Here is a 24,335-nt window from a genome sequence, read left to right on the forward strand (position 1 = left end):
CTATATTGTTAAAGAGCTTGCTTCGTAAGCTTTGCTATCGAAGCGGAGGCGTATTCTAAGGAATTATTTTTCAGTGTCAAACACTTTTTTAAATTAATTTTTAGAAGCTTTTTCGCCTTATTGCCAGCTGCTTTCGCGTTTCCGCTTTGCCCTGACAACGGAGGCGCATTATAGGGAGATGAGTTTTCTTGGCAACCCCTTTTTAGAAAAAAATCAAAAAAAAAGCGTCGAGTGATGAAATCTCATTCAAACGCTTATTTTTAGCACTCAGTTGTTAACTTCAAGTAGCAAATAAGCAATCAGTATGTGTCTATCCACCCCTCTTCAAAGCTTGCAATATCAAGGTGCAGTGATTTGTCGACTTCGATTTGATCTATTGCCTCTAGTTCTTTATTTACACTACTCATCGTCAATGTGTTGTTGTCTAGCTCAAACACTTGGCGTTGCGTGGTGTAATAGAACTTAAGCGTAGTGAGCGCTTTTAGATCGTCATTGCTCGCGGCTGCTTTAATGCTTTTTAGTTTACGAAAGATTTTGTTGTGCAGTTGCTTGAGTTTCCAAACGTACAGCACCTCTTCCATGTATGGTCGAGTTTTAATTTGATTCAATAAAGAGAGGGAAGTTGCAACTGCTAGAACGACACCAATCAAATTCCAATGGAAATTGCCCGTTGATTGTTCTGGTACGACTTCAGTGTTGCCAAACAAAACAATCAGCAAGGTACTAAAGGCAAGAGAGGAGATGGCGAGCAACGCAACAAAACCGCCAATCACAAAGTTTACTTTCTTTTTATAAATGTCTTTATTTATCTGTTTGATTTCCATATACCACTCCTAACAGGGTTGCCTCCTATTCTAACGAGCACACCCAGCTCCACAATCGAAGCTTTGTAAGTAAGTTCACATTTACTATTAAACTCGCATCCGTTCCCTGCTTGGGTATATACTTCCGCGCATTCACTCTTTCTATACAGAGGCTAAATTCATGCGCTCTTTTGTTTTACGAGCTCGCGCGGCGCCAACCACCAGCAAAGCACTATTAGAAGGTGTTGGTAACGAGGCACATACCGAGATCCTTGCTCATACCATGATGAACACCATGTTCGTGGCACAATCTCACCGTGAAGATGTGGTTGTCCACTTGGTATTAGAGAGCACGAAGGATTACTCGCGCACGATTACCATTCGTTCAAACGACATTACCAATATTGGTGGTTTTCACGAGTCAACGTTGATCTCTGCCGTTGCCCGTGCGTTGGACGCATCTGTTGGTATGGGTAAAGAGCAGCTTCGTGAAGTTGAGCCGGGTATTACGGTTCGTACAGTGAGCTTCGAACGCTTGGTTCAAGAACTGGCGGAAGACCACCAACTTTATATGTTGGACAAGAAAGGCGAATTTGTTCGTGATGCAGAAATTGGTGAAAACCCATGTTTCTTGCTAACCGACCACATTCCGATGCCAAAGAAGTCGTTCAACAGCTTGAAGCGCCTAGGTACTGAGAAAATCAGCCTTGGACCTAAGATGCTGTTTGCTTCTCAGTGTGTAGTATTGATCCACAACGAACTGGATATCCGCGAATTCTAGTTATTCGCTTACACTTTGCTAGATGATGAAAGAGGACTCGATTGAGTCCTCTTTTTTGTTTCTGACTTTCTATGCCGCGCTTATTTACCGCCAATACTCAATCGAGCAAAACGCACATCTGGCGCGAAGAAAGTGCGGCTATCATTAATAAGCTGCGTATCACCCACAGCTTCTACTTCTTGCAGCATCTTATAGAAGTTACCTGCAACTGTAATTCCGCGCACAGGTTGAACACGCTGACCATCACGGCACAAGAAACCACTCGCACCAAATGAGAAATCACCACTGACAGCATCTGCACCAGAGTGAACCCCTTGCAGTTCCACTAATTCTAGGTATTCACCTGCTTTGACTTCTGACGCACTGCTGTTGCCTGTCGCAATCACTTTATGATTTGCCGATACGTCTAAGCTCGATTTCGCACTGCGAGATGCACTTGCCGTCGACACTGCACCCAAATAATTCGCTGTTTGGCTATTGTGCAATAGCGTATTCAGTTGGCCATTGGCAATCAACACATTGTCTTGAGTGGCAAAACCTTCACTATCAAACCCTGCGATAGCCATACCATTTGGCATGTATGCCGCATCGGTAAAGGTGAGAAGTTCACTTGCTACGCTTTGACCAAGCTTGTCACCCAGTGGCGAGATGCCTTTCATCGCACTCACACCAGAAAACGCACTGCCAAATGCACCAAACAGGCTGCTTAGCGCATTGATGTGGAAGATGGCTGGATAGTTACCTGTCGCAACTGGTGCGCCATCAAGGAGGTCGCGAGCAAGGTTGTAACCGCCTTCAATGCAGTAAGTTGGATTCAACTCATCAAAACGGCGACCTAGCGACATTCTACCTGCCATCGACTGTTTGCCATCTTTTTCAAATAAGGTATATGCGTAACAAGTGAACGATCGCTCGAAGTGTTGACATAACGTACCCTGAGTATTCGCGATGATGAGCTGAGTTTCACCGTCACTGTAACCATTGTATGGTGAGCTTGAAGCGTGAGGCAGAGCCACAACACCTTGCTCAAGCGCAAGGGACAGTTCAATTTTCTCATCGACCGATGTGGTATCGTCTTGCGCAATTTCTGCAATATCAGTGGTGATTTTACTGTTTACGCAGCTGATGGTTTGATGTTCATCTTGCTTAGAAAAACGAGCACTTTGCAGCGCGTTTGTGAGCATCAAATCTAAACTTGGTTGCTCTAGTGATTCAGAATAACTGGTCGCGACACGGGCATCTTTAATGACTCGAACACCCAGCACTTGGCTTGAGCTGACTTTGTACTCATCCAACTTGCCTTGGTTTGCTTTCAGCGAAAAGCTGCTGTTACGGTTCACAATCACATCCGCTTCCGCACCTTGGCGTTTGGCTTCTGACAGGATGTAATCAACCGCTTTTAGAAGTTGTTGTTCTTGGCTCATTAGTTACCGCCTCCTACCAGAATATTGTCCACTTTAAGGGTTGGTTGGCCGACTGTTGTAGGTACTGAGCCACTCACTGAACCACACATACCTGGAGCAAGTGCCATGTCCTTACCGACCATACTGATTTCTTTCAATACTTTAGGACCAGTGCTGATTAGTGTCGCCGCTTTCAAAGGCTTGGTAATTTTGCCGTTTTCAATCAAATACGCTTCACGAACAGCGAAGTTAAATTCGCCCGTTCCAGGTTGAACGGAGCCCCCCCCCATCTTCTTGGCGTAAATACCGCGTTCGATTCCCGCAAGCATATCATCGAGTGAATGCTCGCCTTCTTCGATAAAGGTATTGCGCATGCGCGAGGTTGGTGCGAACTTGTAGTTCTGACGACGACCAGAGCCTGTTGGCTCGTAACCAGTCTTCATGCCGCCCATTTTGTCGACCATAAAGCTAGTTAGCTTACCGTCTTTGATCAGTTGGGTACGCTGCGTTGGCAAACCTTCGTCATCAACGTGGATTGAGCCCCATTCGTTGGTCATCGTGCCGTCATCTACTGCGTTTACTGCAGTATGAGCGATCATCTCACCCATTTTGTCGTGGAATACCGACGCCTTCTTCGCAACCGAAGTGGTTTCTAGCAGGTGGCCACACGCTTCGTGGAAGATAACGCCGCCAAAGCCGTTACCAATTACCACAGGCATTTCACCCGATGGACAAGCATCCGCGCCCAATTTCACTAACGCTTGTTGAGCGATAGTTTGACCCAGCTCTTTCGCATCGATCTGTTCGCTAAACTCCCAACCGGCAAGTGCCCCCGGGCCTTCCATGCCAGAAGATTGCTCATTGCCTTTCTGGGCAACTGTGTTACCCGCAACACGAATGTAGTGACGCGTATCGTCTACATGCAAACCTTCTGAGTTGAAGATAGACACTTGCTGCTCGCGCTGAAGCACACTACCAATGAACTGGCTGATGTACTCACTTTCTGCACGCGCAGCTTGGTCAACTTTCAATAGAAACGCGATTTTTGAATCTAGGTTAGCATCCTTACTTAGCGGCATGCGGCAACCGTGTTGGATTGGGTAGCGGTTCAAATTCAAAGAACCCGCTGACGCGATTTGCTCACGCTTGTCTTTCGCGGCAAGCAGTGATGTTACGCGTTTTAGTTCGGTTTCGTCCGTGCTGTTGGTGTAACCGTAAAGCACTTTGTGACCGAAGAAGAGGCGAATACCGATACCAAAATCGATACCTGAATTTACATTATCCACCTCACCAGATGCGATCTGGACGGTGTTGGTTTGGTGATGTTCAACGAATAGCTCAGCGAAATCAGCTCCTAAAAAGAGAGCATGATCGATCACTGCCTTCGCTGTTACAGAATTAAGCATGAAGTCTCCTTGCTCGATGATCGTCTTAGCCTTCCTAAATAACTTCCGATAAATTCCGTAAAGTTAAATTGGCAACGCGTTAAATTTTAACAGTTTTTTAACCTTGTTTTATGCTAATCCTTGCCAAAAGAGACCACGACTCTTTATTTAATATTCCAGTTTCTGCTCTTTCATCAGAGCGTTGCACTGGAAAATTCCGCGCAACAAAGTATTAAGAAGCTTACTCTATCACTCACTTCGCATAATTGAATACTCAATAATAATTACTCTCAAAAAACGTATCTCTTGAGTTAGCGTCCTGTTATCATCCGAGCGAAATAGTCGGGGGGCCACGTGATAAGCGTAGGCTGAGATCGAAATTCGAGACCCGTTGAACCTGATTCAGTTAGCACTGACGTAGGGAACTATGCACACTTTGCCTTTCGCCGCCTCTCTTTGGCGAGTGAAACGATCGAACAATCGATCTGCCCACAGCGGTCAAAGTCAGTTCCTATACGTCTTGTAATAGGAGCGACCATGACGCAGCAATCACAGCCTTATTCACATCAGACGCCAGCCTTACCTACCCCTATCGTATTGACCATCGCAGGCTCCGACAGTGGCGGCGGCGCAGGTATTCAAGCAGACATCAAAGCGATGTCGGCAACAGGCAGTTTTGCATGCTCGGTAATTACCGCCATCACTTCGCAAAACACACAAGGCGTTTCTGCGATTTTCCCTATCCCACTTGATCACGTTGAAAGCCAACTCGATGCGGTGTTTACCGATCTCAATATTGTGGCGGTAAAAGTCGGCATGCTGGCGGATTCGAACATCATCAAAGTGGTGGCCAGCAAGATCAGACAGTACCAGCCTAAACATCTTGTGATAGATCCCGTCATGGTCGCCACCAGCGGCGATTTGCTACTTGAGCAATCAGCAATCAGCACATTAAAAGAAGAACTAATTCCACTGGCAGACATCATCACTCCTAACCTGCCAGAGGGTGCAGCACTGACAGGTAAGCCTGTACCTCAATCTGAGGCAGAAATGAGTGACATGATTGACGACCTTCGTGCGCTTGGTGCCAAAGCCATTTTGCTCAAAGGGGGTCACCTTGAAGAAGATGAAAACAGCAACGATCTGCTGATCATGCAAAACAGTGCGGAGTTAATCAGCGCCAAGCGTTTTCCGACCAAAAACACCCACGGTACGGGCTGTACACTGTCTTCCGCTATTGCGTCTTACCTTGGTCAAGGCAACAACCTGCACAAAGCCGTGCATTTAGGAAAACAGTACATCAGCCAAGCCATCGCTCATGCGGATGAATTGGAAGTGGGGAAAGGTCACGGACCAGTACATCATTTCTTTGCGGGTCATACCTATGTTCGCTAACGCGATTGGCATTCAGCTTGCCGACGCCAGTTTGCAATACAAAGACAGCCAAACACCGACTTTAGCGGGAGTGAACATGGTCATTCCTATCGGTCAATGGACGGTATTACTCGGGCGAAGTGGCTGCGGAAAAACCACGATATTGCGTTACTTAGCTGGCCTACTGGATGACCAAGTTGACTGGCATGGCGAACTCATCACAACCGATGGCGCCGCACTGCATGACCGTGTCGCTTACATGGCTCAGCAGGATTTATTGCTACCGTGGCTTCACGTGCTGGATAACGTCTGTCTTAGCTCGCGCTTTTCTCACGCCAACTCAAATTCAGCGGAAGAGAAACAACGTGCTCTCAACTTGTTAGAGCACGTTGGGTTGGCAGATTACGCTTACGCCAAACCCGCTCAACTCTCTGGTGGTATGCGGCAGCGCGTAGCCCTTGCTCGCACTCTGATGCAAGACAAACCTTTGGTTTTGATGGATGAACCTTTCTCGGCATTGGACGCCGTGACTCGGCACAAATTGCAAACTCTCTCTGCCGAGTTACTTAAGGACAAAACCGTTGTCTTGATTACGCACGATCCGCAAGAAGCGGTGCGATTGGCACACCAACTCTATGTGTTGCAAGGCACGCCTGCTCAAGCGCAGCACTTGGTTGTTCCGGACTCCAAGCCACCAAGATCTCTCAATGGAGAGTGCGCAGCGCTACAGCAGGCGATTTTGGATCAGTTGGAGAAAGACTATGAGTGATATGACTCAGTACAACTCCGTTTCGGCGCGTATTAGTAAAAAGGAACGCGTAACTCATCCGGCGTTGCGTCTGCTGATCAGCGCAGCCGTGATCTTAGGTTTGTGGCAACTCATTGTAGTGGTATTTGACATGCCAAGCTTCATCTTGCCTTCGCCAATTGAAGTATTGAATAGATTAGTGACTCGATACGACGTGCTACTCAAACACACTTGGGTAACAGCACAAGAGATCCTACTTGGCCTCGCACTCGGCTTATCAATGGGTTTGCTATTCGCTTTGCAAATGCTGATGTTCGAGCCGCTGAAGCGTTGGTTACTCCCAATTCTGATTGCTAGCCAAGCAATTCCAGTATTTGCTATCGCGCCAGTGCTCATGCTTTGGCTGGGTTACGGCATTGCATCGAAAGTAGTAATGGCGGCGATCATCATCTTTTTCCCTGTAACGACTTGTTGTTATGACGGACTGCGCAACACCCCCACCGGCTATCTCGATCTTGCCAAAACCATGGGCGCATCGAAATGGCAATTACTGCGCCATATTCGGCTCCCTGCCGCCCTACCAACGTTAGCGTCTGGTATTCGTGTTGCCGTGGTTATTGCGCCGATTGGTGCCGTGGTAGGTGAATGGGTCGGCTCAAGTGAGGGCTTGGGCTATCTGATGCTGCAAGCCAACGCTCGCATGATCATCGATGAGATGTTCGCGGCACTGTTTATTCTCGCCGCGCTGTCTATCGCACTCTATTTCACCACTGACAAATTACTGAAAAAAGCCATTCCCTGGAAAAACAAATAGGGAAAGAAAAAGGAAGAACCCCGTGAATAAAAACAAACTCATGAGCGCTGCTGCTCTGCTCGCTTCAATGGTTTCAACTAACGTACTTGCTGCCGAAAAAGAGCTTACTTTAATGCTGGATTGGTTCGTTAACCCGAACCATGGCCCTATCGTGATCGCACAAGAGCGCGGCTACTTTAAACAGCAAGGTTTGAAGATCAATATCCAAGAACCCGCCGACCCAAGCACTCCACCCAAACTAGTTGCGGCTGGCAAAGTCGATATGGCGATTTCATACCAACCTAGCCTGACCATCGACGTAGCGGCTGGCTTGCCATTAATTCGCTCTGCGACCTTGATTGCTACTCCCCTCAACACATTGATGGTGTTGGATAATGGCAAGAACGACAACCTTGGCGACCTTAAAGGCAAGAAGATCGGTATTGCTATCGCAGGTAACGAAGAGGCGACAATCGGCACCATGCTTGCGCAGGAGAACGTGAAGTTTTCTGACGTGCAAATCATCAACGTCGGTTGGGCACTCTCTTCCTCTCTCGCATCAGGGAAAGTAGACGCTATTTGGGGCGGCTTGCGCAACTTCGAAACCAACCAACTTGCGCTAGAAGGATACAAAGCCAAAGCCTTCTTCCCAGAAGAACACGGCGTACCAGCGTATGACGAACTGGTGTTTGTGGCGAATGCAAAAACCTACGACAAAGCCGCTATCAAAGCGTTCAACAAAGCGCTGGAGCAAGCGACCACTTACATCGTCAACCATCCGAAAGAGTCTTGGAAAGAGTTTGTCGCTTACTCACCAGACACGCTAAACAACGAGCTCAACCAACGCGCTTGGAATGACACGTTAACTCGTTTCGCGCTTCGCCCATCAGCAGTCGATCTAAAACGCTATGACGATTACGCCGAGTTCATGTACTCACAAAAAATCATCGAAACGCTACCAAAAGCAAAAGATTACGTACCGAGTTTTGACTAATTACGAGGCTGCCCCATTATGAAATACCAAGATTTGATCGACGCTTGCCGCCAAGATTGGCAAGAATACACTGAGCATGCCTTCGTGCAGCAATTGGCCAAAGGCACGCTGGCTCAACCTTGTTTTCTGCATTACTTGAAGCAAGATTTCTTATTCCTAAAACAGTACGCGCGAGCTTATGCGCTGGCAATCTACAAAGCACGTACGTTAGACGACATGCGCCGCGCACTACCAAGTGTACATGCGCTTTTAGATTCAGAGATTGCCCACCATGTTACCTACTGCGGTCAGTGGGGATTGACGGAATCTGATCTCGAAAACGAGCCGGAAGATTTTGGCACGGTGGCTTACACGCGCTACGTATTGGATGCAGGCATGACGGGCGACTTAGTTGACTTGTATGCCGCGCTCGCCCCTTGCTCCATCGGCTACGCCGTCATTGGTAAAATGCTGATTGAAGATGAAAACACGGTATTCGAAGGCAATCCTTACGCAAGTTGGATTAACTTGTACGGCGGTGAAGAGTTCCAATCAGGCGTGGCAAGTGGGGCCGAACACTTTAACCAGTTGCTGGCTGAAATCGACATCCACAGCCAGCGCGGTCAAAACCTGATTCAGGTCTTCAAAACTGCAACGCGTATGGAAGTGGCGTTTTGGCAACAAGGTCTAAACGCACAATAAGGTTAATTGGAGAATCTCATGTTAATAGAACAAATCACTCAAGCATTAACCGCAGTGCGTCAGCAAAAGCCTTTAGTCGTGAACATTACCAACTACGTGGTGATGAACAACACGGCGAACGCTTTGTTGGCTATCGGAGCTTCGCCAATCATGGCGCATTCAAAGCAAGAAATGGCTGAAATGATGTCGTTTGCAGGCGCTTTGGTGATCAACATCGGCACCCTAGACAGCGTTTGGACGCCGCGCATGAGCTATGCCGTCGAGCAAGCCAACTCGAACGGTAAAATCGTTGTGCTCGACCCTGTCGGTTGCGGTGCAAGTTCACTGCGCACCGAAACCTCGCGCGAAATCGCCCGCCTTGCAAACAAGTTAATCATTCGTGGTAATGCTTCCGAAATCATTGCTCTCGCTGGTGAGCAAGCGCAAAGCAAAGGTGTAGATGCACTCGACAGTAGTGATGCAGCCCTTGGGGCGGCTCACTTCTTGGTTGAAGAGTACAGAGCGAGCGTGGTGATCTCCGGCGAAACTGACTACATCGTGACAAAAGAACAAACCGTCCAGCTGAATAATGGTCACGAGATGATGCCATACGTAACGGGCATGGGTTGCACGTTAACCGCACTGACAGGCGCGTTCGCAGCAATCAGCGACGAAACAGGCCTTGCTGCGGCAGCGGTGCTTGGCGTTGTGGGTGAAATTGCGGCAGAGCAAGCGCGAGGGCCAGGTAGCTTGCAAATGCATCTTTTGGATGAGCTTTACCAACTGGATGAAGAAACACTGGCAACACGTCTTAAATTACAAGTGAGATAAATCGCTTCTCAATGCTTTAAACGCCTCTCACTCCAACGAAAGTGGGAGGCGAAAGGAAACACAATGAACGCCTATCGTTTGTATTTAGTCACCGACGACCAACAAGATTTATCCACTCTCAAACACGTTGTAAGAAAGGCGGTAGAAGGTGGGGTCACCATGGTACAGGTGCGCGAAAAACATGGTGACGTTCGTGCATTTATTGAACGAGCTCAAGCCGTGAAGACGATCCTTGAAGGCACTGGCGTCCCGTTAATCATCAATGATCGTGTTGATGTTGCCCTTGCCGTCGATGCCGATGGTGTTCACCTCGGGCAGTCAGACATGCCAGCAGAGATCGCTCGTCAATTGATTGGCCCAAACAAGATCCTCGGCTTATCAATTGAGACTGAAGATCAGCTGGCAGAGGCGGATTCTCTGCCCATTGATTACATCGGCTTGAGTGCCATCTTCGCTACGCCGACCAAAACCAACACCAAAAAACACTGGGGTATTGGAGGTTTGAAGATGGCGTTGAACACCACGTCCTTACCAATCGTCGCTATTGGTGGCATCAACGAAACCAACATTCCTGCCCTGAGTGCGACAGGTGTACATGGTTTGGCTTTGGTTTCTGCCATTTGTCATGCAGAAAACCCAACCAAAGCAGCAGAATACTTACTTTCTCTGATGGATTAAGACCCCAGCGCTTAAGGATGAGCGCCTTTACCTTCCGGATAAATGTCATCAATTCATCACTCAACCTTCATTCTCTCGTCAAATTGACAAAGCGTTGATAAGTTTTTCACGCCAGATAACGTAAGATAAGTCCCTTATTTTCACGTGGTTGAATAACCCTCAATAAAAACAAAACGCTCTCAATGAAAACCAAAAAATATGGATTGATGATGCTCGCCTTGTTTGTTCTTGGCATCATCCCAATGTCGCTGTTTGGCTCTTATCACGATCTCACTTCACAGGTGCCTGAAAGTCTGGGTATTACTTTTACTTTGCTCACTGACTCTGCTGGCAGCAAAGGCTTTTTAATTACCTTAACACTGCTACTGCTTTCTTTATTTCGCTTTAAGCCAAGTCGCACTGAGTGGATGCAAAAACTCTCAATGTTAGGGCTGTTACTTGTGATTGGCTTTGCCAGCAAAACGGGGCTAAAACTGATGACAGAAAGCCCTCGCCCGTACACGGAATTGCTCGCAGCAGAACAATTAATTGAAACACCAGAAACGTTTTATCAGTTAAATACAAAGCAACAAGCCAACGTAATTAACCAGATTTCTGAACACGTCAGTGATTGGCGGACGCGCCATTGGCAAGGCGAGAAAGACTATTCTTTCCCGTCGGGCCATACGATTTTCGTTTCGATTTGTTTGGCTTTCTTTGGTGGGTTGTTCTTACAGAACAAGTGCTATATCTCTGCACTGTCATTATGGATGTGGGGAATGAGCATAGCATATAGCCGCTTATGGCTGGGCATGCATCGCCCTGAAGATTTAATAGGCTCAGTCTTGTTTGTCGCGATTGTATTTACTTTACTCCCGACATTTCAAATTAAGAAACAGATGCCGTTTGTTTCTCTTGCTTCACGCTAATGTGAACGATTACTAGAAAAAAAGAAGCCAGCGATTCGCTGGCTTCTTGCTTTCAAGCGCTACTTTTTTCTAGCCATTTTTTGGTGGTTCAAACGCTGTTAGTTCTAATTCTGGGCCAGTGTATTTTTCAATACGAACCAGTGCCGAGTTCGCCGCACAGCCGTTTGCAAGTCGAGAGGTCGGAATATCCAACGTTAACACGTTACAACCGCCGTTCTTACAAATGCCGGTTTTCGGATCCAAATCCGGCCAACCGCCTTCATGAATACATACTGAACCTTGCTTGATTCGGTCAGTCACTTCCGCGCCGACCAATACTTGGCCACGGTTGTTAAACGCACGAACTAGATCGCCCGTTTTAATACCACGCGCTTTCGCATCTTCAGGGTGAATCCAAATAGGTTCACGGTTTGCAATTGCGTACTCTTCGCGAATCTTCGCGTAGTTAAACTGGCTGTGTAGACGATGCGCTGCGTGCGCGGTCATTAGCTGCAACTCGCCATCTTTTGCATTGCCGGTGTACTCGGTTGGTGCCATCCACGTAGGGTGTGGAGGACAGTCTTCCAACTGGTAACCTTCAATAGTTTTCGAGAAGATTTCAATCTTACCACTTGGCGTACCTAGTGGGTTCATGATCGGGTCTTCACGGAAATCCGCGTAACGAACAAACTGTGCGTTCTTCTCGTTCCACTTCATCTCGATCAGTTGGTTATCTTCCCAGAACTTGCTGAAGTTCGGCATTGCAATGCGAGAGCCACGGCCACCTTGTTGCGCCGCCTTATAGAAGCCGTACAGCCATTCCATTTCGGTTTTGCCTTCGGTGTACACATCACGGCCACCCGGTGCTAGCATCTCTGCCATGTCCGCGAATACATCGAAGTCATTACGCGCTTCACCTTGCGGCTCAACCACTTGCTTCATTGGCACCAAGTGTTGGTTACTGTAGTCACCCGTCATCGTTAAGTCGTTACGCTCGAACGATGTGGTGATTGGCAGAACGATGTCCGCATGCTTCGCAGCCGCCGTCCAGTAAGGCTCTGAAATCACGATCAGCTCAGGCTTTTGCCACGCTTTAATCAAGCGGTTGGTGTCTTGGTGGTGAGTAAAGTTCGCACCGCCAGCCCACCAAATCATCTTAATGTTCGGGAACGTCAGTTCATGACCGTTGTGATGGTAGGATTGACCTGGGTTTTCCAACGCCTCGACAATACGCGCCACAGGGAAGCTTTGCACCGCGCCAGACACTGCCCAGTCGTTACCCGCAGAAGAGCCACCACCCAGCGATGCCGAAATCGCAGGAAGTACGCCAGCATCACGAGCAGGGTTACCACCGTTTGAGTAGTGATAAGAGAAACCAAAACCACCGCCCGGTAAACCGATTTGACCCAACATCGTTGCCAGTGTAACCAGCATCCAGTGACGCTGCTCACCGTATTGTTGGCGCTGCATGCCCCAACCCGCCATCAGCATGGTACGGTTTTTACTGAAGATGTCAGCCAATAGCTCAAGTTGCTTCGCAGGTACGCCACAGATTTGTGATGCCCATTCTGCTGATTTTTCTACGCCGTCTTCTTCGCCCATCAGGTACGCTTCAAACTTGTCGTAACCTGCGGTGTATTTATCGAGGAAGGCTTTATCGTGCTTACCTTGTTTCACCAAGGTGTGCGCGATACCCATCATCATTGCCACGTCGGTCATTGGGTGAGGAGCAATCCACTCCGCATTCTCGCCAAAGAACTCGATGGTTTCAGAACGAATAGGGTCAATCGCAATAACCGTCTTGCCTGATTTTTTCAATTGATGGAAGAATTCAAGACCAGCACAGTCTGTTGAGCTCCACGCGATTTTTAGAGTGTTGATTGGGTTTAAGCCCCAAAGCACAACCACATCGCTGTGCTCTAATACCACTGGGTACGTGGTTTGTTGCTCGTACACTTCGATAGAGCCCACAACGTGCGGCATGATGATCTGCGCAGCACCCGTTGAGTAGTCACCCAAGTGGCCTGAATAACCGCCCGCCATGCTCATGTAACGTTGCAGCAAGGTTTGTGCTTTGTGCAGCACGCCACTTGAACGCCAGCCGTAAGAACCAGCAAACACAGAAGCCGGGCCATATTCTTTACGAATGCGCATGTGCTGTTCGTGGATCAGCTTGTAAGCTTCATCCCAAGACACGCGTACAAATTCATCGCTGCCGCGAACACCTTCGGGAGCTGATGGGTTTGCCAAGTAACCTTTACGAACCATTGGGTACTTAACACGCGCTTTAGTGTGCACTTGGTCAGGACCAGTGCTTTGTAGGCTATTTGGTACAGTTTGAGGCAGAGCATTGGTGGTCGAAACCAACTTACCATCTTGTACTTCACACAACATTGGGCCCATGCGGCCCGCCGTTAGAATGCCTTTGCCGCGAGCATTAGAAGACGCAACAGACATAGGTGCAAACGAAGTGAATGCCATTGCACCAGCCGCCATACCAGTGCCTTTTAGAAATCCGCGACGGGTCATATTAGTCATAATCTTATCCTTCTATTTATCGTTAGTGACCAACCACATCTTTCGCGTGGTGCTGGAAGAACTTGGTTAGAATTTCTAGGTTCTCGGCTGAAATATCAGTTCGATCACCCATACTTTTCGCTACCGGTCCCCATGCATTCACTGTGAAGTGATTTGAAGGAATTTTCGCGTGACAAGTTGCACAGTAAACATTGTCCAACTCTTCTGCGTATGACCATACTGGATCAAGCGTGTCTACAACTGGAGAATCAATAGCACCTGTTAGAGAAACTGCGCGCCATTCGTTGCCGTAAACATCCGCCTCAAATTCACCAGCTTCAAGCGCTTGTTGGCCTTGCTCTGTTAGCGTTGCTACGATGGCACGTTGACCTTCTCCCATGTAAAGCACTTGTTCTGCGCCTTTCATTTGGAATGCATTCAACTTAACAGTGCGGTTATCGCCTTCCGCGCTCATCACTTCCAGTTTTGTTGTTGGATTGATGGTACCCATTTCACCCATATTAATCGTTGTTACTGGGTAAACTACCTTCGCGTTAGCAGCTGTCTTCGTCGTGAAGCTCATCAGCGTTTCGAATGCTTTGCTGTCTAGCTCTGCTTCTGGTGCAAAGTGAGCCACACCTTTGTGACAATCGATACACGTTTGATCGTTCGCTTTCGCGTATTCGTGCATCTTCGCCGCATCGCGTGATTGCTCAAACTCTTCCATTGCATCGAAATCATGACACGAACGACACGTCGCTGAATCGTTTTCACGGAACTGAGCCCATACAGTTTCAGCCATGTCTTTACGATGTACTTCGTATTTCTCTGGCGTGTCGATCTTGCCTGTCACAAATTCGTGGTAAATGTCTTTCGACGCACGAATTTTGGTGATCAGGTAATCCATTGGTTCTTGAGGAATATGACAGTCAGAACATTCCGCGCGAATGCCCTTTGCATTACTGAAGTGAACTGAGCCTTGATACTCTTTATAAGGGATTTCCATAGAGTGGCATGAGACACAAAACTCAGTGTCAGACGTGTAGTGCATCACCGCTGCACTGCCGCCCAAAGTTAACCAACCCACACCAACGCCAGCAGCAACTAGCAATGCAATATATCGTTTTTTTATTGACATAATTCGCAACACTTCCAAATAAAATGTAATTATAGGTCGCAAATTACTACTTTGTGGGTAGATAACTCTTGATCCACATCATTACCGTGTTGCTCTCTGCGTCTCAAGAATGAAATTTCGTTATTTAGCTCCCATGAATTCATATCTAACGCAAATTTTTTGCACAATTCGACATTCACAACATAAATCACTTTTCTAAATTGAACGGTTTGATCAATAAGCTAAGAGAATGAGAGACTGGCAATTCAACTCGATGCATTAAGGATGTGCATGTCGACTCTCATATCTACACCCAGAACCAAAATGGGCCCGATCAGAGCAGAAGATTGGGCGCTATTTCAGCGTTTACATATCGAGCCGAGTGTCATCGCTCTCTGCTTCGATAAACCTGACGAGCGAGTGTTACGCGACAAGTTTGAATCTCGTTTAGCGAGCTGGACACCAGAGTGTGACCATTGGTTGTGCTTGACCATTCTCGATGCAAATAATCAACAACCTATTGGGATTACGGGGTTTGTACTAGAGGAAGACAAAGCCGAGGTAGGCTATTTGCTGCTGCCCGAGTTTCATGGCCAGCAATTCGGCACAGAAACACTTGAGGCTTTGCTGCACTGGGCAGAAACCACGCACGATATCCGCCGCTTTTCCGCTACAGTGACCGAAGGAAATATCGCATCAGAGCGCGTACTCACAAAATGCGGCTTCGAACTCTCTCAAGTCATTCCAGACGCATACCAAATCGGTGGCAAACACTACGCCGATAAAATCTACTCGCGACAACAATAAGGACGTATTTTGAATAAAGTAGTCATCGTTACCGGCGCAAGCCGAGGCATTGGAGCCGCAACTGCGAAAAAGCTGGCCGAGCAAGGCTATCGCGTTTGTGTTAATTACCGAACTCAGCAAGAGGCCGCCGACCGAGTTGTAGCAGAAATACAAGCAAACGGCGGGAAAGCCATTGCCATCGCCGCAGACGTAGCCGATGAGCAGCAAGTGCTCTCCTTGTTTGATGAAACAGAACGCGAATTTGGTGCAGTGACGCACTTGGTCAACAACGTGGGCGTGCTGTTTATCCAATCGCCTTTGGCCGACATCAGCTTGGAGCGCTTCCAAACTGTGATGAACACGAATGTCGCCAGTTGTTTCCTCTGCTGTCGAGAAGCGGCGAAGCGATTCAGTGCGGGCGGTGCCATTGTGAATGTCTCCTCTGGAGCGTCACGCTCAGGCGCGCCATTTGAGTATGTTGATTACGCCACATCAAAAGGCGCGATGGATACCTTAACTAAAGGGCTCTCGCTCGAGTTGGCAGAGCGCAATATTCGCGTCAATGGCGTTCGACCTGGTTTCATTTATACCGATATGCATGCCGACGGCGGAGAACCAAACCGAGTGGATAGACTGAGCCCTCAAATTCCTCTTAAACGCGGCGGCACAGTAGAAGAAGTGGCGAATGCGATCGCTTGGCTACTGAGTGACGAAGCTTCTTATGTCACAGGATCATTTATCGATATTGCTGGGGGCAGATAGAATGCAAATCCATATCCGACAAGCTACTCCCAATGATTTAGACGGAATTTTTCAGCTTAATTTGCAGATCAATTCACTGCATTTTGCGAATGCGCCAGAAGCCTTTGTTGCGCCTTCAGAAGCTGATCGCGAATTTCTTGCACAAGCACTAGAGAACAAAGAGCGACTCTTTTTGGTTGCCGAGCGCGAACAGCAAATTCTCGGCTTCTTAACCGCGATGATCACCCAAAACGACACCGTCAGCTTTCTGATCAAAGACCCAATTTGCCGCGTGGGGACGATCGTTGTCGATGAAGAGCAAAAACAGCAAGGAATCGGTCGTCAACTGCTCCAAGCTTGCGAGCAATGGGCGCGCGATGCCAATGCCACGCAAGTTCGATTGGAAGTGATGGAATTCAATCAGCCAGCACAGCGTTTTTACGATAATCAAGGTTTTAAAACTAACTCACGCATTATGCTGAAACATTTGTAACGATAGCGGCAATTAAACGCTTTTCACGACTAAAGCCGACTAAATCGCATTTATCACTTCGATTTGTCCCCCGATTTTAGAAAAGGCGATATGATGTACTGATATACCTAAGTGACTTCAAAATGCTTGGGTATAAAGGAGATTCGAACATGATTTATCTTTTCGATTGGGGGAACACCTTGATGGTAGATTTCCCTCACGCACAAGGAAAAATGTGCGATTGGGAACACGTAGAAACGGTTCCTCAGGCCACAGAAACGCTGGCAGTACTTTCCCAAAATCATCCCATTTATATTGCGACCAGCGCGTCTGACTCCAACATGGAAGAGGTTCAACGTGCATTCGTCCGCGTCGACTTGGACCAATTCTTAAATGGCTATTTTTGTTTTGCCAACCTCGGTATCGCTAAAAACCAACCTGAGTTTTATCTCGCCGTCGCAAAACAGTTGGGGGTTAACGTGAGTGAAATAACCATGGTCGGCGATTTACCTCACAAAGACATTTATCCCGCCATGCAAGCGGGCGTAAACACAATTTGGTTTAACCCAACGGGCGCTGATGCACCAGCCGAGCCCATTCCCAATCAAATTCGCTGTTTATCTGAGCTTATACCCTAACCGTTACCTGCACTAATCAAGGAAGATGAATGCAAATCAGACCCATCAAGGTGAGCGATCTCGAGCGCTTCACCGCGCTGTGGAATCGGGTGTACTCCGAGGGGGAGTTTTTGATTTCTCCAGCCCCCGATAACGCAACACTTCGTAGCATCCTGCAACGTGTTGAGAACGAATCCATCCCTCAGTTTGTCGCGTTTGACCGCCAAGAGCTTATCGGCAGCGTTGAAATCTTCCCTGCAGAAATGTGCGGTTACGAAGGCGGGCAGCTCATTCGCGTCGGTATTCTTGGTGTTCACATCGACAAAAACTATCGAAGCAAAGGATTAGGACGGAAATTATTATCAATGGCAATCGCGCGCGGTTGGGCGTTTGGCTACGACCAAATCGTACTCAACGTATACAAAACCAACACACCAGCGATTGCTTTGTATGAACGCTTTGGGTTTGAACATCAGGGAGAACTTGGGGAAGTGATCTTGCCAAATGGCAAAGTCTTAATGAGTCAAAAAATGGTATTGAATAAAGCGCAACGCCGTTCGAACAACCCCGATTTGTAGATTCTCGATAACCGTTGTTCGCACCACTTATTTGGGACTAACATCCTTTCGTCACATGCCCTCGAACAATTGAATCGGTCGAGGCTTGATTCACGTAGTAGAAATAGCACGCTTCTTCTGCCAATGTGTAACCCTGCGGCCAAATGTACACCACGCGATCAACGCCCGATTTATCTAAGAACTGATAATCAGGAATCGCGACAAAATGAGCGCTGTTTGGGTGCTGCTGACCGATGATGCAAAAATCACTGCCTTTGCACGGCACGTCAATTTTCGAGTAGCCTCTGGCAGGCAGGTCTATTTCTAATAAAGCACGAATACTGTCGGCGCTGGCTTCTGGCATGCCTTTGCGTGTTTTGACTTGTCGGTCAATGTAGTGAACGTGCTCTTGGTCGTAAGCGTTATCAATCACAGATTGAGCATGGAAGAATTTGAGAGCCGTACCTAAAGAAGACTGAGAACTGTGCAGCATCGCAGCGTATGCTTGGCGATGAATATCGAGTAGTACTGGTAAAGCAGCTAATGCGATGAAAGCCAAAGTGGTGAGCACTATGGTGATTTCCATCAGCGTAAATCCCTTTGATTTCACGTTTCCTATCTCAACTAGCCCAAGACAATAGCCCCACATCCATGTGAGACCGAGCCAATATATCGCCAATTTCTTACGATTAAAGGCCCAAGGGGTAAGAAGAGACAAACACCACTCAAACTTGAGAACAGCAGCCAAAGAGCAGTGCAACAAAACGACGCTATGTATCAGATATTAGACGATTTTCACTCTCTAGCTATTGAGTAAAGGCACATTATTTCGCACCAGACCACGACGAACATTCGTGCACATTTTGCCAAAACGACGAATTTCATCGAATTGCGGAACAATGCCGCGCTCCATAGCCGATTCCCAATAGCTCAGCTCTGAATCCACCATTTCCAGTAACTTCTTCGGACAACCGATGCACTGCCCCTCCGGCCCACACACAAAGGTTTCCGGTTCGTAAATCGGTAGTTCAGCTTTTACTTGGTCGATGATATTACGCATCGCGGTCATTCGGTCTGGCTTTGCCGTCATCACTCTGCTCCACGGATTAAGATGAGGCAGAATTGTACTCACTGGCACGTGAATGTCCCTACCTAATTTAGGTATATTCCGTTTTGATAGCCTTTTTTATCGTCAGATCTGGTTTTTTAACCACCAAATACACCGCCGTAGCCGCTAGGACAAAGCCAGAAATGCCCATCCAATCAAACGACTCTCCAAACGCGAGCCAAGCTTGAATCGCCGTCGTTGGCGGCACTAGGTAAAACACAGACGCCACACTCGAAGACGCCCCATTTCTCACCATGTACAGCAACAATAGAATCGCCACACAAGAGAGCACGACGACCAACCACAACACGGTCAAAATAAACTCCAGTTCCCACTGCACTTGCATGGTTTCAAACTGCATCGCAACAGGCAGAAACATGATGAGTGCGGCCAAATATTGCACTGTCGCACCACCAACCATATCCACTTGTTGGCAATGTTTTTTCTGATACAGCGTCCCTAGCGTGATACCAACCAAAGCCAATAAACACAAACCAATGGCCAACACTTTGTGCTGCTCGGATTGCCACTCCATTTTGCCCATCAACACCATAGCGATACCGACAAAACCAAGAGCCAAACCCAGCCATTGCGAGGGTTTAAATTCCTCACGAACAAACGCCACCAGCAAAGCCGCGGTTAAAATCGGCTGAATGCCCACCAGCAACGAACTCAACCCCGCTGGCATACCCAAAGCGATAGCGAAATAAGTACCGCCCAGATAGAAACCGTGGATCATCACCCCGACTACGCAGCTGTGCCAAAAATCTTTCCCTGTCGGCAACCTTCTACGCAATACCGCCACAAGAACCAAAAACAGTAAGACATTGAATGCCATACGGATAGAAAGTAGTGTCGCTGGTTCAGCATATTGCAAACCAAAACGCGCACCAACAAATCCAGAAGCCCAAAGGATGACAAATACAAAAGGGATGGCTCGGATTAACATGTTCGCCTCACTCACGCTTGTTTTATGTTTTGAGATGCTGCTAATGTAATTAGGTACAGTGTTTTCAAAAAGTGACAGATGGAAGTGTTTTTATGGGTACAGATTTATTGGGAAGCGGTGAAGGGAATAAGTACCTCGTGGTGGAAAAACACCTCAAACAAGCCATCAATGGTGGCGTTTATCAAGCGGATGATCGACTGCCCTCCATTCGCTCATTGAGCCAAGAGTTAAACGTCAGCAAAAATACCGTGATTCGTGCATATCAAGAGCTGGAAGCGCAAAACTTGGTGTACTCGGTTCCCAAATCGGGTTATCGAGTGAAAATCGCCTTGCCGACCTCTCGCTCAATTCCGGATCCGACTCGCGTGGATTTGCTCTCGATCTGTAAAGAAATCCTCACGTACCCTGAATACCAAGAGCGTTTGCCCGCTGGCTCTGCCCACCCAAACATTGATTCCCCCGCGATCAAAAGCTTGTACGCCGAGATTGGCCGTCACAGCCGCCAGCAAACGCATGTACCGAGCCATTACCAGTTGCCACCCGGTGATCACCTCTTAATTAAACAACTGGCGAAAATCACGCAAGATTTGGGCACGCCAGCCAAGTTGGATGAAATCATGGTGACGCACGGCGCGCAACAAGCAATAAGCCTAGCGCTGCGCGCAACGACACAAAAAGGCGATATCGTCGCGGTGGAGTCTCCTTGTTATTTTGGCAACTTATTGATGCTCGAATCACTCGGCCTCAAAGTGGTGGAGATCCCGAGTTGCCCACGAGACGGTATGTGCCCCGAAGCCTTAGCAAAAACAATGGCGACATGGGACATAAAAGCGATCATCGTAACACCAAACTTCACCAACCCTACTGGTGCTATGATGCCGCTAGAAAAGCGTCAACAATTACTATTGGCGTCCGGCAATATTCCTATTATCGAAGACGATGTGTTTGGCGGGTTAAGTTATGATAAGCCGTTGCCAAGCTTGAGCTTGCTCGATGACAAGCAACGCGTGATTTACGTGAATTCGTTATCCAAAACACTCGATTCGCGTTTGAGAATTGGTTGGATGTTGGCGGGCCGATATCGAGACCAAATTGAGCAATATCTACTGTGTGAGAACATGGGCAGTTTGAACCTGATGCAGTCAGCTGTGGCAACGTTTCTAACGTCAGGCAAGTATCGAACGCATACAGCGCGAATGGGTCGGGTTTATCAAAACAACATGCGTCGATTTATCCAGATGCTTCATCAATGCTTGGATGAATACGAATCTCTAAAAAATCGATATCAGATCAACGCCGTGCAAGGCTCGTTCTTGCTTTGGTTGCGACTGCCCGAAGACACGGACAGTTATGCGTTGTATCAAGCGTGCAATAAGCACAGAATCAGCCTACTTCCCGGCACCGTATTTGGCACTCAAGAGCAATATCGACATTGCGTGCGCATCAGCGTGGCAAACTTTTGTCATGAAACCGATTGGAGTCACGCGATGCAAACACTGGCAAAGTTGATAGCAAAGCATGCCTGTTAACTCGCTCTTGCTAAATGAACTTATGCCCACACACGCAAACAGGTAACAACAAAAAACTCCACGCAAGGTGGAGTTTTCTCGTATCGTTATCGCCCTCAGTGCGACTTAATTTGCCACATTCTCGCGACGTTTTCGGCTAAATTGGCAACGTTGACGTCGGCCTCTTTCATGGCCTCAGATAAGCTCATCGCCCTTGGTACACAAGTAAACACCGCATCAATACCGCACTCATAAACCGCCTGATAGTTGTCGCCCACACAGCCTGCTAATGCAATGACTGGTAAATCAAACTGCTTTGCCACCTTAGCAACGCCCATCGGCGTTTTGCCATGTGCGGTTTGATGATCGATGCGACCCTCGCCTGTGAATACGATATCCGCATCCGCAACATGCTGAGCAAGCTTGACCGTTTCTAGCACAATCTGAATTCCCGGTTGCAAACGTGCTGGCGTGTACCCGAGCAAGGCCGCTCCCATACCACCAGCAGCACCCGCCCCTTCACGAGTCAGTACATGCTTACCCGTCGCTTGTTCCGTCAACTCGCCAAACTTGCGCAATGCGTTATCGAGCAGAGTGACGTCTGACGCCGTCGCTCCCTTTTGCGGGCCAAAGATAGCCGACGCGCCTTTGTCACCACAGAGTGGGTTATCAACATCGCACGCTACCAACACTTCGCAAGTTGCTAAACGAGGGTCAAGACCAGAAATATCGATGGACGCAAGCGCCGCTAACCCGCTTCCATTTGGGGTAATTGCATGGCCAGATTCATCAAGAAACGCCACCCCCAACGCGGTCAACATACCCACGCCACCATCATTGGTAGCGCTGCCGCCCAAACCAATGATTAAGCGTTGAATACCTCTGTCTAGCGCGTGTTTGATCAACTGTCCGGTACCAATGCTGCTGGTCAGTTTTGGGTCGCGAGCGTCACTCGGCACAAGGTGTAGCCCACTGGCCTCCGCCATTTCAATAACCGCAGTTTCGCCGTCGCCGAGGATGCCATAAAACGCTTCAACATCATTCCCTAATGGCGCAGTCACTGTTGTGAAGACTTGTTTGCCTTGAGTTGCATCTATCAAAGATTGAACCGTGCCTTCGCCACCGTCTGCGACCGGAACTGTAACAAACTCGGCATCATGCCATACGCGAGCAAGACCCGTTTTGATCGCCTCGCTCACTTGTTTGGCGGTTAAGCTTTCTTTAAATGAATCAGGTGCAATTACCACTTTCATACGTATTTCCAGAGACTTATAAGAGAACGAGACTCAAAATGTACACCAATGCCATTGCCGTGACACCTTGAACGAGCGTAGCCATGGTTTGCGCGCGGTACGCTAAGCCCACCGACATGCGGCTAAACTGCGAAACTACCCAGAAGAAGCTGTCGTTTGCATGAGAAACCGTCATCGCACCTGCACCGATCGCCATCACCGTTAATACGCGGCCCATTTCTGAATCTAGCCCCAATTGCGTAAGCATAGGCGCAACCAAAGCTGATGTGGTCACCAGCGCAACCGTTGACGAACCTTGCGCCGATTTTAGCGCAGCCGCAACGATAAATGGCATGAAAATACCCACGCCCAGCGCCGATAACGTCGTACCCAAGTATTCACCTAGCGGCGTTGCTTTTAATACCGCGCCAAATGCACCACCCGCACCGGTAATCAAAAGAATAGGCGCAGCAGCCGTAATACCTTGGCTGATTCGCTCGCCAAATTCTTCAATCTTGTTGTCTGACTTGAGTAGGCGAACAGAAAGGAACAGGCCAATCACCAATGCAGTTAGTGGCTGTCCTAAGAAAGTCAGAACATCAAACACAAAACCTTCGCCCAGCGGTAGGCTTGGGAATTTCGCGATAGAGCCAAAACAGATCAATAAGATTGGAACAAAAATAGGAGCGAATGCTTGGCTCGCCGTTGGCAATTTGCCGTAAGACGCTTTGAGTGCTTGCCAGTCATGCTGAATTTCATCTGCGGCTTCAATGCCATCTGGTTCTACATGTTGGAATCGGTTCGCCCACAACATACCTGCTAGCGCCGCAACCGCTGCAACAAACACACCCACACCAATCACTAAACCAAGGTTAGATTCCAGGCCTAAGTTACCCGCAGCGGCAATCGGGCCAGGAGTTGGCGGCACAAACGTGTGCGTCGCGTATAGGCCAGTAGCCAACGCCACACTCATCGCAACGCTTGAGGTTTTTAAACGCTTCGCGAGTGATTCTTTGAGCGAGTTCAGAATGACAAAGCCTGAATCACAAAATACCGGAACAGAAACGATGTAACCGATGATGCTCATAGTCAATGTTGGGAAACGCTCACCCAACACTTTAATAACCGTATCGGCCATGGTGATCGCCGCACCACTTTTCTCCAAAATAACACCGATGATGGTACCTAAAACGATAACCAAGCCAATGTAACCAAGGATGCCGCCAAAGCCAGAAGCAATGGTTTTGGCAATACTATCTGCCGGTAAGCCGTAAGCAAATGCCGCAAGGAACGCCGCGATGATCAGCGCTAAAAAGGGATGTAATTTGAATTTGGTGGTCGTGAGCACAATAAATGCGATCACCCCGAGCAGGATTAATATAAGGTTCATGATA

25 protein-coding genes and 1 riboswitch are annotated in these 24,335 nt (G+C 48.1%); of the genes, 15 read left to right on the top strand and 10 right to left on the bottom strand.

Annotated features, from left to right (window positions below; all coding sequences use genetic code 11):
* Positions 1–299: 299 nt before the first annotated feature.
* Positions 300–824, bottom strand: a complete 525-nt coding sequence (locus BIW15_RS01860) for a DUF3087 domain-containing protein (RefSeq protein WP_024702320.1) — start codon at positions 822–824, stop codon at positions 300–302.
* A gap of 160 nt (positions 825–984) precedes the next feature.
* Here BIW15_RS01860 and trmY point away from each other — a divergent pair, with 160 nt between their 5' ends.
* Positions 985–1,584, top strand: a complete 600-nt coding sequence (gene trmY / locus BIW15_RS01865) for a tRNA (pseudouridine(54)-N(1))-methyltransferase TrmY (RefSeq protein WP_020841684.1) — start codon at positions 985–987, stop codon at positions 1,582–1,584.
* Positions 1,585–1,664: 80 nt separating this feature from the next.
* Here trmY and BIW15_RS01870 read toward each other — a convergent pair whose 3' ends face one another.
* Together BIW15_RS01870 and BIW15_RS01875 are read right to left on the bottom strand one after the other, a co-directional pair.
* On the bottom strand, positions 1,665–3,008 hold the full coding sequence (locus tag BIW15_RS01870) for a TldD/PmbA family protein (RefSeq protein WP_025442448.1): 1,344 nt from the start codon (positions 3,006–3,008) through the stop codon (positions 1,665–1,667).
* On the bottom strand, positions 3,008–4,393 hold the full coding sequence (locus BIW15_RS01875; protein ID WP_021821252.1) for a TldD/PmbA family protein: 1,386 nt from the start codon (positions 4,391–4,393) through the stop codon (positions 3,008–3,010). Before BIW15_RS01875 ends, BIW15_RS01870 begins: the two co-directional genes overlap by 1 nt.
* A 312-nt stretch (positions 4,394–4,705) precedes the next feature.
* Positions 4,706–4,813, top strand: a riboswitch (TPP riboswitch).
* A 96-nt stretch (positions 4,814–4,909) separates the two neighbouring features.
* On the opposite strand from BIW15_RS01875, the gene thiD reads away from it, so the two are divergent.
* From thiD to BIW15_RS01915, 8 genes are all read left to right on the top strand, one after another.
* The gene (gene thiD, locus BIW15_RS01880; protein WP_025541949.1) at positions 4,910–5,767 is read left to right on the top strand and encodes a bifunctional hydroxymethylpyrimidine kinase/phosphomethylpyrimidine kinase; all 858 of its coding nucleotides are present in this window, start codon (positions 4,910–4,912) and stop codon (positions 5,765–5,767) included.
* On the top strand, positions 5,757–6,515 hold the full coding sequence (locus tag BIW15_RS01885) for an ABC transporter ATP-binding protein (RefSeq protein ID WP_077280467.1): 759 nt from the start codon (positions 5,757–5,759) through the stop codon (positions 6,513–6,515). The genes thiD and BIW15_RS01885 overlap by 11 nt, the downstream gene beginning before the upstream one ends.
* Entirely contained in the window at positions 6,508–7,308 is an 801-nt protein-coding gene (locus BIW15_RS01890; RefSeq protein ID WP_077280468.1) for an ABC transporter permease, read from the top strand. Before BIW15_RS01885 ends, BIW15_RS01890 begins: the two co-directional genes overlap by 8 nt.
* A gap of 22 nt (positions 7,309–7,330) precedes the next feature.
* Positions 7,331–8,281, top strand: a complete 951-nt coding sequence (locus BIW15_RS01895) for an ABC transporter substrate-binding protein (protein WP_005391857.1) — start codon at positions 7,331–7,333, stop codon at positions 8,279–8,281.
* An 18-nt stretch (positions 8,282–8,299) separates the two neighbouring features.
* Complete coding sequence (gene tenA / locus BIW15_RS01900) at positions 8,300–8,962, top strand: thiaminase II (protein WP_006740999.1); 663 nt, start codon at positions 8,300–8,302, stop codon at positions 8,960–8,962.
* Between the two features lie 18 nt (positions 8,963–8,980).
* Entirely contained in the window at positions 8,981–9,772 is a 792-nt protein-coding gene (gene thiM / locus BIW15_RS01905; RefSeq protein ID WP_025793812.1) for a hydroxyethylthiazole kinase, read from the top strand.
* Positions 9,773–9,835: 63 nt separating this feature from the next.
* Positions 9,836–10,450: a thiamine phosphate synthase gene (thiE, locus tag BIW15_RS01910; RefSeq protein WP_021821247.1), complete on the top strand. Its 615-nt coding sequence runs from the start codon at positions 9,836–9,838 to the stop codon at positions 10,448–10,450.
* Between the two features lie 182 nt (positions 10,451–10,632).
* Entirely contained in the window at positions 10,633–11,358 is a 726-nt protein-coding gene (locus BIW15_RS01915; RefSeq protein ID WP_025793815.1) for a phosphatase PAP2 family protein, read from the top strand.
* Between the two features lie 69 nt (positions 11,359–11,427).
* On the opposite strand, the gene BIW15_RS01920 is transcribed toward BIW15_RS01915, so the two are convergent.
* Positions 11,428–13,875 (bottom strand): trimethylamine-N-oxide reductase 2, encoded by a 2,448-nt coding sequence (locus tag BIW15_RS01920; protein ID WP_005459941.1) that lies wholly within the window; start codon positions 13,873–13,875, stop codon positions 11,428–11,430.
* Between the two features lie 22 nt (positions 13,876–13,897).
* Positions 13,898–14,992 carry a NapC/NirT family cytochrome c gene (locus BIW15_RS01925; protein ID WP_077280469.1) on the bottom strand — a complete coding sequence of 365 codons (1,095 nt, stop codon included), beginning with the start codon at positions 14,990–14,992 and terminating at the stop codon, positions 13,898–13,900.
* A gap of 270 nt (positions 14,993–15,262) precedes the next feature.
* On the opposite strand from BIW15_RS01925, the gene BIW15_RS01930 reads away from it, so the two are divergent.
* The 5 genes from BIW15_RS01930 (at position 15,263) to BIW15_RS01950 (ending at position 18,165) form a co-directional block, all read left to right on the top strand.
* A complete protein-coding gene (locus BIW15_RS01930) occupies positions 15,263–15,778 on the top strand; it encodes a GNAT family N-acetyltransferase (protein WP_077280470.1) in 516 nt (171 codons plus the stop codon).
* 9 nt (positions 15,779–15,787) lie between these two features.
* The gene (locus BIW15_RS01935) at positions 15,788–16,519 is read left to right on the top strand and encodes a glucose 1-dehydrogenase (RefSeq protein ID WP_077280471.1); all 732 of its coding nucleotides are present in this window, start codon (positions 15,788–15,790) and stop codon (positions 16,517–16,519) included.
* A 1-nt stretch (position 16,520) separates the two neighbouring features.
* Positions 16,521–16,991, top strand: a complete 471-nt coding sequence (locus BIW15_RS01940; protein ID WP_020841670.1) for a GNAT family N-acetyltransferase — start codon at positions 16,521–16,523, stop codon at positions 16,989–16,991.
* Between the two features lie 149 nt (positions 16,992–17,140).
* The gene (locus BIW15_RS01945) at positions 17,141–17,608 is read left to right on the top strand and encodes an HAD family hydrolase (RefSeq protein ID WP_005497792.1); all 468 of its coding nucleotides are present in this window, start codon (positions 17,141–17,143) and stop codon (positions 17,606–17,608) included.
* 29 nt (positions 17,609–17,637) lie between these two features.
* Positions 17,638–18,165: a GNAT family N-acetyltransferase gene (locus BIW15_RS01950; protein WP_029829067.1), complete on the top strand. Its 528-nt coding sequence runs from the start codon at positions 17,638–17,640 to the stop codon at positions 18,163–18,165.
* A gap of 37 nt (positions 18,166–18,202) precedes the next feature.
* On the opposite strand, the gene BIW15_RS01955 is transcribed toward BIW15_RS01950, so the two are convergent.
* The 3 genes from BIW15_RS01955 to BIW15_RS01965 form a co-directional block, all read right to left on the bottom strand.
* Positions 18,203–18,793, bottom strand: a complete 591-nt coding sequence (locus BIW15_RS01955; protein ID WP_257971892.1) for a type II secretion system protein — start codon at positions 18,791–18,793, stop codon at positions 18,203–18,205.
* A gap of 153 nt (positions 18,794–18,946) precedes the next feature.
* Positions 18,947–19,234, bottom strand: coding sequence for a hypothetical protein (locus BIW15_RS01960; protein ID WP_005459922.1), 288 nt, complete (start codon positions 19,232–19,234; stop codon positions 18,947–18,949).
* A gap of 67 nt (positions 19,235–19,301) precedes the next feature.
* A complete protein-coding gene (locus BIW15_RS01965; RefSeq protein WP_077280473.1) occupies positions 19,302–20,201 on the bottom strand; it encodes a DMT family transporter in 900 nt (299 codons plus the stop codon).
* A gap of 92 nt (positions 20,202–20,293) precedes the next feature.
* Between BIW15_RS01965 and BIW15_RS01970 the strand changes: the two genes are divergently transcribed.
* Positions 20,294–21,730 (top strand): PLP-dependent aminotransferase family protein, encoded by a 1,437-nt coding sequence (locus tag BIW15_RS01970; protein ID WP_179115213.1) that lies wholly within the window; start codon positions 20,294–20,296, stop codon positions 21,728–21,730.
* A gap of 95 nt (positions 21,731–21,825) precedes the next feature.
* On the opposite strand, the gene BIW15_RS01975 is transcribed toward BIW15_RS01970, so the two are convergent.
* Positions 21,826–22,962, bottom strand: coding sequence for a glycerate kinase (locus BIW15_RS01975; RefSeq protein ID WP_077280475.1), 1,137 nt, complete (start codon positions 22,960–22,962; stop codon positions 21,826–21,828).
* Between the two features lie 16 nt (positions 22,963–22,978).
* Positions 22,979–24,331 carry a GntP family permease gene (locus BIW15_RS01980; RefSeq protein ID WP_005482895.1) on the bottom strand — a complete coding sequence of 451 codons (1,353 nt, stop codon included), beginning with the start codon at positions 24,329–24,331 and terminating at the stop codon, positions 22,979–22,981.
* Positions 24,332–24,335: the final 4 nt, after the last annotated feature.

The sequence above is a fragment of the Vibrio sp. SALL6 genome (assembly GCF_002002385.1).
Taxonomy (GTDB): Bacteria; Pseudomonadota; Gammaproteobacteria; order Enterobacterales; family Vibrionaceae; genus Vibrio; species Vibrio parahaemolyticus.